Raw genomic sequence first — 7,200 nt, forward strand, 5'->3', positions numbered from 1 at the left:
TTACAATAGCGTCAGGCCTCACCATTACAACGGTGGGTTGACGCCGGAAGAATCAGAGAACAGATACCGTTTTTACTGTAAAACCGTGGCCAATATTACTTGACCACTACAGTACTGATGTGGTGAAGGTCGTAAGTGTGAGACAAAAAATCCTTCTGACCGGAACCTGCTGGTATGAGCTGACAGGGCTGTGGCACCTGTTATCAGCACAGGGATACAACGTTTACTGTGTACCGCTGGGGTATTCCTGTGTCCGGGAGGGCTGGGATTTGGTTATTGTGGCTCTGAGTGCAGAGCCTGTTGCGGGCTGGGGACGTCATTTGCCCCGAATACGTGAACTGAGGGCTGAAATATCTGGTGAAATGCTGGTTATGGTGCCGGAAAGGCTGGAGAGGCTGAAGGTGTTGCGAAATATCTGCCCGGTGTACAGCGGATACATGCCTCTGTCGGACCTTGAAATAACAGTACGCATGGTACTGAACAGAAAGGCATTACATGTCGGTAAATTCCGTCTGACGTCCGGGCAACGACTGGCACTGAAGCGCCTTTCTGAGAGAGGGAGAGACCGTCCCCTGAACCTGAAACAGAGTGAGCGAGGGCTGTACTGGCATTATGCCCGGCTGGCAGAGAATGTGGGCGTAAGGGATTTCAGGATGTTACTGATGATCGGACTGGACAGAGAGGTTGATAAAATGGAAGACCAACAGTATGGACAGTGATTTTGTATCCACAGAGAGACTGATGCGTTCGCTCAGTAACGGGGAGTTTGAACCGTATCTCCAGCCGGTGGTTTCTGCATCAGACCTTACTGTGTCCGGTGCAGAGCTTCTGGTTCGCTGGCACATGCCTGCAAGCGAAATCATTCCTCCGGTATATTTCATTAACCGGGTGGAATCTGCCGGTCTGTTGTTGCCGCTGACGAAAAAGATCCTCGACCGTGCGGTGGCCAAGCTTTCGGAGATTAAAGCCGTGCTGCCGCGTAACTTCCGGCTTGCCGTGAACGTGACGCCAACCTTGCTGGCTGAGCGTGAGTTCACTCAGATGTGTCTGGCGCTGACAGGGTATGACAGCATACATCTGGTACTGGAGCTGACGGAGCAACAGCCGTTTAACATCGACAGACAAACAGAAGAGACGCTGGGCCGGCTGAGCGATGCCGGTGTGAAGCTAGCTCTGGATGATTTCGGCACTGGGTGTTCTGTGCTGTCGTACCTGAAGCACTTCCCAGTAAGTTATATAAAAATGGACAAAAGCTTCACACAGGACATTCTGAGTGAAAAGACATCCCGACATATCGTGGAAAGCGTTATCGGGCTGGCAGGAAAGTTGGGTATTGATATGGTAGCAGAAGGTGTGGAAACACAGGCGCAGGTGAACTGCTTGTGCTCTCTGGGGGTGGATTATCTGCAGGGGTTTTATTTCGGCAGACCGGAAAAGGTGGATGCATTTTGTTGTGAATATAAACAACGCCAGCTGTGTAATCAGTAAGTCACTCCTGAAAAATAAAATACATTTAAGTAATTTTATTTATGGTGGCCGGACTGCCAGTTTCGCCTTTTTCATTCTCTGGCAGTGTTTTTCTTCTTAACATCGATTTTTTTGTTTTTTTATTCTTTTGTTTATTTTGTTGTATTGAGGGGTAGAAGTGTTTATTCAGTTTATTAGCAGGCAGGGACGAAATCTTCTGGTTAATATAAAAGATATCAGTTTCGTTCTTCAGAAGGGGCTTTTTTGTGAAATTCATATCAGGGGAATTGAAGGATATGTGATAGTGGAAGATGACTTCAGTGAGGTTTACAGAAAAATAAAAGAAATTTCACCACGAGTGAATAATACAGGTGAAAGGATCCCAGAGGAGAGCGGACATGCGCCAGAATGCTATGATTGATGTTTTACTTATTATTGTCTTTTCTCTTTCTTTATTAATTTGCGGAAAAGCTTCTGCTGATACCGGATGGCAGTCCGACGGTGATTTTCATGGAACCGTGGAGCTCGGGGTACCATCACGCCTTATGATGACACCCTTCCTCCCTGGCTTTGGAAAACTGGCGGATATACAGGGTTCAGCAACAAAATTAGCGAACTAACCGGTAACGGAACCCGCCTGATGGTCAGCGCACCTCATGACCTTCTGTTGCTTGCTGGTAAATCTGAACGGGCTTTTGGGGGCAGCAAAACATCCGGTGTCGGTATTGTTCCGTTATTCAGCTGAAGGGAAGTGACGGGAGTGAAACCCACATTCAGTGGGCCAGTGGCACACCGGGACAGGGGCTGCTTGTGCTGCCACTGAGCGTCACCGGAGATTCTCAGTCAACAGGCACACTGGCAGTAGAGGTTCAGGCTTTTGGGGCCCTTGCGTGGGCGGAAGACGATGGTTTTGGTTCCAGAATCACCCAGACTCTGGGGAATAACAGTGCTGATGCTTATGTGTTTAATGGCGGCATACCCGACAGCAGCACGTGGCGCACAGTCGACGGGCTTAGTTTCATTTCTCGGATGACGGAAGGTGAAGTGTCAGCCGAAAGTATCTGGACACAACTGAAACAGAACGTTCCGGGAGTGCCTGATTCACCGGTGATTGCAGATGAAAGCGGTTATCAGGACTTGGTGGGGGAAGGCTGGTTTTATTCCGGAGCATATGCACTCGGAATTTCTTCCGGCGCAGCTCTTAATCTTCATTTCAGTAAACCGGTGACAGCACAGTCAGTCTGGCGGGCAGGAATGACGGCGATTATCCATTATGCCTGAGAGTGCTGATTTTATTTTTTTTCAGGGTTAATTAAAAATGAACAGAATTTATTCTCTACGTTACAGCTCTGTGGCCCGAGGCTTTATTGCCGTATCTGAGTTTGCCAGGAAATGCACCTGCCGGGTTACCGGGAAAAAACATCTGAAAGCCGCTGCACTGTTATTATCGCCACTGCTGCTTTCCAGTCCGGCAGGTGCCTCCATAGTGAGTGCAGAAATTGATTATCAGATATTTCGTGATTTTGCTGAGAATAAGGGAATGTTCCATCCAGGGGCAACGAATATCGCTATTTATAATAAACAAGGAGAGCTAGTTGGTACTCTGGATAAGGCCGCTATGCCGGATTTCAGTGCTGTGGATTCGAAACTGGGGGTGGCGACGCTGATAAATCCTCAATATATCGCCAGCGTGAAACATAACGGGGGATATAAAAACATCAGTTTCGGTGATGGTGAGAACCTCTACAATATCGTCGATCGTAATGAGCATGGCTCTCAGGATTTTCATGTGCCAAGGCTGGATAAGCTGGTCACAGAAGTTGTACCGACAACAGTGACAGAAGAAGGGCAAAAGCGGGATGCTTATAAAAATACTGAACGCTATACCGCATTTTACCGGCTGGGAAGTGGTGTTCAGTACATAAAAGATCGGGATGGTAATATTACACGTCTGGATGGAGCTTATAGCTACCTGACAGGAGGAACGGTGGGACAGGCCGTGCTTTCTGACCACACTATTGTGAACAATCCTGGGAATTTGTTTAATTCAGTAAATGGCCCTCTTGCTAGCTATGGCACTCCGGGTGACAGTGGCTCTCCTTTATTTGCATATGATTCTGTCCTGAAGAAATGGGTTATTGTCGGGGTATTAAGAGCTTACGCTGGAGAGACGGGGCAAACCAGCTGGTTTACCGTTATTCCAACTGACTTTGTAACTCAACAGCTGGAGCAGGACAACTATGCTCCTGTTATGTTTGATGCTTCTGTCGGTGGGGCGCTGTCGTGGGCATTTGACTCCGGCACTGGTAAGGGGACCCTGACACAGGGAACCACCACATATGCCATGCATGGGCAGCAGGGAAATGACCTCAATGCTGGTAAGAATATGATATTTCAGGGAAAAACGGTCAGATTGACTTGAAGGATTCGGTTTCGCAGGGGGCGGGCTCCCTGACGTTCCGTGATAATTACACAGTAACAACCTCTAACGGAAGTACTTGGACCGGTGCCGGTATTATTGTAGACAAAGGGGTGTCGGTAAACTGGCAGGTCAACGGTGTTAAGGGCGATAACCTGCATAAAATTGGTGAAGGTACGCTGACGGTACAGGGTACAGGTATTAATGAGGGTGGTCTGAAGGTCGGGGACGGAAAGGTTGTACTGAACCAGCAGGCGGACAGCAAAGGACAGGTGCAAGCGTTCAGCAGTGTCAATATTGCCAGTGGTCGGCCGACCGTGGTGCTGACTGATGACCGGCAGGTAAACCCTGACACCATCTCCTGGGGATATCGCGGAGGCACACTAGATGTTAATGGTAACAGTCTGACGTTTCATCAGCTGAAGGCTGCAGATTATGGCGCTGTGCTGACAAATAATAATGAAGTGCGTATTTTCATGAAAGGAGATCACTCAATAACTTCCATCGAGATCGGGTAATAACATTTGAACAGATCGCTGAATAACATCGATGGAGATCACTTTTGACTCATTTTGTTATTCAGTGATCTCCATCAATGTTATTGGAACTTCACAGGTGTGTTGATCTGTATCTTTTGCCATTCCGGTAAAGGATACCTATGCCAACAGTTCCAATTTCTATGAGAAAACTTAAAGAAATTCTTAGGCTTAAATACGGTGTTGGACTCAGCCATCGACAAATTGGTCGTAGTCTTGCAATCTCCCCTTCCGTTGTATCCAGATATGCTAATCGGGCGGCTCAACTTGGCATAAAGCAGTGGCCCTTACCTACAGGATGGGATGATACAAAACTAAAACATGCGTTCCTTCAGACCCAGGTTAAGATGAAGAAGCACTCTCTGCCTGACTGGGCTACAGTACACCGGGAACTGCGTAATAAATGCGTGACGCTGCAGCTACTCTGGGAAGAATACTGTGAGCGTAATCCAGGCGGTTTTTACAGCTATAACCATTACTGCCGGATGTACCGTGAATGGCTCAAAACCACTTCACCATCAATGCGTCAGGTACATAAAGCTGGCGAAAAACTTTTCGTTGATTACTGTGGACCTACCGTTGGCGTTACCGACCCTGAGACCGGAGAAATAAGAACTGCTCAGGTCATCGTAGCTGTTCTCGGGGCATCAAGTTACACATGGGCAGAGGCCACCTGGTCTCAGCAGCTTGAAGACTGGGTGATGAGTCATGTTCGCTGCTTCCAGTGGTTGGGTGGCGTTCCTGAACTTGTTGTTCCGGACAATCTGAAAAGCGCCACATCCAGGGCATGTAAGTATGATCCTGACGTTAACCCTACCTACCAGCAGATGCTTGAGCATTATAATGTCGCAGTTTTGCCTGCGCGGCCACGTAAACCGAAAGATAAAGCCAAAGCTGAAGTTGGCGTTCAGGTTGTTGAACGCTGGATCATGGCCCGAATCAGGCATGAGATCTTCTACAGCCTTGCATCGCTTAATCAGCGCATTCGGGAGTTGCTGGAAAGACTGAATAACAAAATAATGCAGAAGTTGGGTTATTCACGTGCAGAACTCTTCATCCAGCTTGATAAACCCGCACTGAAGCCTCTTCCTGAAGCCAGTTACAGTTACACCCTGGTGAAGAAAGTCAGAGTTCATGCCGATTACCACGTGGAAATCGACAAACATTACTACTCGGTTCCATGTTCGCTGTTAGGCCAGCAACTGGAAGCATGGATCTCCGGAGAACTGGTAAGACTCTTCAATCAGGGGCAGGAGGTTGCTGTGCACCCGCGCAAGCGTACTTATGGCTACAGTACCCGCAACGAGCACATGCCTGAAGCTCATCGACAGCATGCCACCTGGACGCCAGAGCGTCTTCTGGAATGGGCGGGGCACATAGGCAGTGAAACTCATAGTTATGTGCTTCATATACTGAACTCTCGTCCACATCCGGAACAAAGCTATCGCTTCTGCCTTGGACTCCTGAACCTTCATAAAAAATACAGTAAAGCCAGACTTAATGCAGCATGTGCAAGAGCTCTGAAAACAAAGGTATGGCGTCTGTCAGGTATTAAATCGATCCTGGAAAAAGGTCTGGATAAACAACCTGTTCAGGATCCAAAACCAGATCTGTTATCCACGATGGAACACGAAAACGTACGCGGCAGTGAGTATTACCACTGATACGGGATCCAATGATGAATCATCTTTACGAACAACTGACCGCACTTAAACTCACCGGCTTCCGTGATGCGCTTAAAAAGCAACTTGCTCAGCCGGGCACATACCAGGAGCTGGGCTTCGAAGAACGCCTGTCATTACTGACAGCAGAAGAACTAACCTGCCGTGAAAACAGGAAGGCAGAGCGTCTGATCAAACATGCACGGTTCAGACTTAATGCTGAGTTATCAAAGCTGGATTATCGTAACAATAGAGGGCTGGACAGGGCCCTCATCCGTTCACTCAGTCAGGGAAACTGGTTAACCCTGAAACAAAATATTTTACTGACCGGGGCCACCGGCAGCGGTAAAACGTTCCTGGCATGTGCACTTGGTCATAATGCCTGCCGACAGGGATACAAGGTCTACTATTATCGCCTTAAAGCGCTGATGGAACAGTGCTATCAGGGGCATGCTGATGGAAGATACAGCAAACTTTTGACCAGGCTGAATAATAGCGATCTGCTGCTTCTGGATGACTGGGGGCTGGAACCTCTCTCATCAGAACAGCGTAGCGACCTGCTGGAAATAGTGGATCTGATGTACCAACGAGGCTCAATCATCGTAGTGAGCCGTTGCCGGTGGAAAACTGGTACAAAATGATCGGAGACTCCACACATGCGGATGCCATCCTAGATCGACTGGTTCATGGCAGTATCAAGATCGAACTTAAAGGAGAATCAATGCGGAAAATACAATCTCCGTTGACCGAAGGAGATCAGTGAAGGTAATTTAAAAACGGTTCTGTGAAAGTGACACGAACCGATCTCCATCGATGTTACTCACCGATCTCCTTCACGGTAATACGCAGGGCTAGTCAATAAGGGAATAATATTCAACATGAAGATGTCTTCTGGGAATGTTTATATAGCAAATGCTTTCACTCCGGTAATTAATTTCCGTGATTAACTGCTTTCGATCAATAAAGGAATTGCAAAAGTGTGATCTTGTTCACGACATCGTGGATAATAATATGCCTGATGTCTGAATCCGGAAACAGTGCTCTGGCGGGTTTCATGTGAAGTTGACGGATAAAAAATCCGCACGACCAGACAGACGTGCGGTTTACGAAATTCGTA

6 protein-coding genes and 2 pseudogenes are annotated in these 7,200 nt (G+C 47.8%); all 8 read left to right on the top strand.

What is annotated here, in order from left to right:
• Positions 1-92: 92 nt before the first annotated feature.
• The 8 genes and pseudogenes from ACJHYR_RS26530 to istB all read left to right on the top strand — a co-directional run bounded on the left by ACJHYR_RS26530 (position 93) and on the right by istB (position 6,846).
• Entirely contained in the window at positions 93-719 is a 627-nt protein-coding gene (locus ACJHYR_RS26530) for a hypothetical protein (protein ID WP_059328253.1), read from the top strand.
• Positions 709-1,488 carry an EAL domain-containing protein gene (locus ACJHYR_RS26535; RefSeq protein WP_072837618.1) on the top strand — a complete coding sequence of 260 codons (780 nt, stop codon included), beginning with the start codon at positions 709-711 and terminating at the stop codon, positions 1,486-1,488. The genes ACJHYR_RS26530 and ACJHYR_RS26535 overlap by 11 nt, the downstream gene beginning before the upstream one ends.
• 157 nt (positions 1,489-1,645) lie before the next feature.
• Positions 1,646-1,888, top strand: a complete 243-nt coding sequence (locus ACJHYR_RS26540; RefSeq protein WP_059328251.1) for a hypothetical protein — start codon at positions 1,646-1,648, stop codon at positions 1,886-1,888.
• A complete protein-coding gene (locus ACJHYR_RS26545) occupies positions 1,866-2,087 on the top strand; it encodes a hypothetical protein (protein WP_059328250.1) in 222 nt (73 codons plus the stop codon). The genes ACJHYR_RS26540 and ACJHYR_RS26545 overlap by 23 nt, the downstream gene beginning before the upstream one ends.
• 190 nt (positions 2,088-2,277) lie before the next feature.
• Positions 2,278-2,748 carry a hypothetical protein gene (locus ACJHYR_RS26550; RefSeq protein ID WP_247142210.1) on the top strand — a complete coding sequence of 157 codons (471 nt, stop codon included), beginning with the start codon at positions 2,278-2,280 and terminating at the stop codon, positions 2,746-2,748.
• A 37-nt stretch (positions 2,749-2,785) separates the two neighbouring features.
• Positions 2,786-4,359, top strand: a pseudogene (locus ACJHYR_RS26555) (S6 family peptidase); the annotation flags it as partial.
• Positions 4,360-4,544: 185 nt separating this feature from the next.
• Positions 4,545-6,086: an IS21-like element ISEc12 family transposase gene (gene istA, locus ACJHYR_RS26560; RefSeq protein WP_001298859.1), complete on the top strand. Its 1,542-nt coding sequence runs from the start codon at positions 4,545-4,547 to the stop codon at positions 6,084-6,086.
• Positions 6,087-6,100: 14 nt separating this feature from the next.
• Positions 6,101-6,846, top strand: a pseudogene (istB, locus tag ACJHYR_RS26565) (IS21-like element ISEc12 family helper ATPase IstB).
• Positions 6,847-7,200 lie beyond the last annotated feature (354 nt).

Origin of the sequence: Escherichia sp. WS1450 (genome assembly GCF_046487395.1) — a bacterium.
Taxonomy (GTDB): Bacteria; Pseudomonadota; Gammaproteobacteria; order Enterobacterales; family Enterobacteriaceae; genus Escherichia; species Escherichia coli.